Source organism: Clostridiales bacterium (assembly GCA_017961515.1).
Classification (GTDB): domain Bacteria; phylum Bacillota; class Clostridia; order Acetivibrionales; family RGIG10202; genus RGIG10202.
Genome location: JAGCXC010000069.1, coordinates 1 through 2655, shown reverse-complemented (window position 1 = coordinate 2655; position 2655 = coordinate 1). Strand labels below are relative to the sequence as shown.

The following is a 2655-nucleotide window of genomic DNA, read 5'->3' as shown; positions in this document are numbered from 1 at the left end:
AGTTTGTCCTGCTGGAACTGTTACTATCTTAGTGAATGCGATGTTTGCTATTCCTGTTGAGAATCTACCAATTGAGTTTACTTTCTCGTTTCCGTTCCATACAGTTATTGATTTTACGACAGTATCTGCACTGATACAAAAGAGATTTTTTAAAAAATTAGTTTTAAACTTAATTCTAATGTAAAATATCTTATGGGTCACAAAAAGGTCACAAATATTTCGCATATACTAATGATATATGAGACAAAGCATAGTTCGTGGGCCACAAAAAGGCTACAATACACAAAAACTTAAAGATGATCATCTTTATTAAATAGAATGAGATTTGGATTTGTTTTATAGTCAATTAAGCTTACTGCAGATATTTTATCTTCTAGTGTTACATGAGTGTACACATCAAGACCAACATCGTTGTTTTTATGTCCCAGAATTGCATTTATTGTGACTTGTTTTATATTTAGTCGTTCTAGCTCAGTTCTAAAGGTATGTCTACATTCGTGCATAGTATGTTTGCCCATCCTAGGATCGCTTGCAAAAAAATTCCTGAAGTGTAGGATAAAGGAGTCTGGGCTTATGACTTTTCTATTATGCATGAACAAAAACTCGTTTGTTGGAATATAGTATTTTTCTATTATTTTTGCAGCTTCAGGATGAATAGGAATTTCCCTATTTTTCCCAGCAAGTGTTTTAGAACCTGTAATAAAATATTTCTCTTCTAGATGTATATTTACAGTTTTTGTAAAGAAAATTTCATTGGGACGACATCCCGTATATAAAGCAAAAATAAATAGATCTCGACAGAGTTCCTGGATCGAGGTTTTAGGGGTATATTCGTGTAGAGCGATAATTTCCTGTGCGCTAAAGATAGTTTTGACTTTTCTTTTCCCTTGTAGGGCAGGATTGGTTAGATACTTGGAAAATCCCGTTGATATAATGGCTTCTTGGATAGCATATTGGTCTAAGTTCTTAAACAGCGTAATTAGATATTCACAAAAACGATGAGAATATCCTTCCTTGGCAGCTTTATTTATTATAGTTTGGAAATGAGATGTTTTTAGTTCTGCATACACGAAGTCGTGTAATTGTGATGCGTAAAGCCCCGCAGAACGCAAATGTCTAGCATGACCATAGCTAAATTTACCTAGGACTTTGATATTTCGTGCCTTTTCTTGCTTCTTTTCCTCTTCGGTAGGGAACTTAATGGCAGAAAACTCTTCATATATCTTCCAAAAAGTATAATATTTTTTAGAAATTGATTCTTTTAGTATTTTAGAGCGCTTGTTCTTTGTGGGAATGATAGGGGAGACAACTGAGGTTGCTATAAATTTGATCCTATTATATTTATCTTCAGGTATATATATTTGCTTGGGATTGTTATGGTAGTCTTGTAAACAAAGAAGTGCGTCTAGCTTATTCGGGAAAAATCCTAAGAAATGTCTTATGACATGTCCTGAAATGTCCCAGCCTAAGGTAATTCTTGCGCCCCAGGGATTTTTCCTTTTATCGCCTAAATATACGGCAGATCCAGTCCCGTTTGTACGTTTTCTCGAGTTCATTTGTACTTCCTCCTTAATTTTCTGATTTTCAATTGGTGTATTTATAAAAAAATCTGTTTTTTGAATCGGTATATTTTTTAAGGTTAAAAGAGAATAACATAGTAAAAAATACTAAAATTTGGGATGGGAATTTTTTGTTATTTTTTTAAAATAGATATTGCAAATAGCAAAATTGTGTGATAGAATGGTCTCCGTTGGGAGTTAGTCCTATGTTGTTTGGTCTTAAGTTTGACCATGCTAGATGGGGAGGTAGCGGTGCCTTGTACCTGCAGTCCGCTGTAGCAGGATTTAATTCCTTACATGAGGCTTTTCTTGCTGGTGCTTGTTTGCGTGCAAGCGGTGTTGAAGATTGGAGCCTACGTCAATGGGAACATATGAACCCCGTCAGGTTCGGAAGAAAGCAGCGGTAAGTATGAAATTTCATGTGGTGTAGGGGTGCCCAGTTTGAGCTGGCTACATTGCTTTCGCCTGGTAAAAAAGTCGAGTGTGAGGTGCATGGTCTTTATATATTATTTATTTTGTAAGATAGGATGGATCGCTTTTATTGGTTTAGTTTGCCTGATAGATTTGGGCAATTTTTTTGAACTAAAAAAATTGGTTTTAATATATGAGCAAGGACATATTACAAGAAGAAGGAAGTTTTATGGAGATATTTATAGTAGTGGGGCTAGGGAACCCAGGAGATGAATATAAACTGACAAGGCATAATATGGGCTTTTGTGTGGTGGATGCACTAAGGCAGGATTATGGTATGCCTGTAGAGAAGGCAAGGTTTAAAGCATTGGTAAGTGAAGTTGTAGTTTCAGGTAAAAAAATTGTTCTAGTTAAGCCACAAACATATATGAATGATAGTGGACAAAGCGTTAGAGAAGTTTGTGATTGGTATAAAATACCTTATGATAATTTGATTATTGTATATGATGATATAGATATAGAGTGGAAGAAGTTAAGGGTTAGACCATCAGGAAGTGCTGGTAGTCACAATGGATTAAAGTCTGTTGTGTCGATGCTAAATAATCAGAATTTTCTTAGGGTTAGAGTTGGAATAGGTAAGCCGCCAGAGAACTGGGATTTGGTTAATTATGTTTTGGGAAAGTTT

3 protein-coding genes and 1 other RNA gene are annotated in these 2655 nt (G+C 35.2%); 3 read left to right on the top strand and 1 reads right to left on the bottom strand.

Translation table 11 applies throughout. The features are described from left to right. Positions 1 to 184, top strand: a 184-nt coding sequence (locus J6Y29_04785) for a hypothetical protein (GenBank protein MBP5427186.1), incomplete at its 5' end; no start/stop codon positions are given. Positions 185 to 290: 106 nt separating this feature from the next. Here J6Y29_04785 and J6Y29_04780 read toward each other — a convergent pair. Next, positions 291 to 1556, bottom strand: coding sequence for a tyrosine-type recombinase/integrase (locus J6Y29_04780; protein ID MBP5427185.1), 1266 nt, complete (start codon positions 1554 to 1556; stop codon positions 291 to 293). A 232-nt stretch (positions 1557 to 1788) separates the two neighbouring features. Between J6Y29_04780 and ffs the strand changes: the two genes are divergently transcribed. After that, positions 1789 to 2055: signal recognition particle sRNA large type (gene ffs, locus J6Y29_04775), an RNA gene on the top strand. A gap of 144 nt (positions 2056 to 2199) precedes the next feature. Then, on the top strand, positions 2200 to 2655 hold a 456-nt coding region (locus J6Y29_04770), incomplete at its 3' end, for an aminoacyl-tRNA hydrolase (protein MBP5427184.1).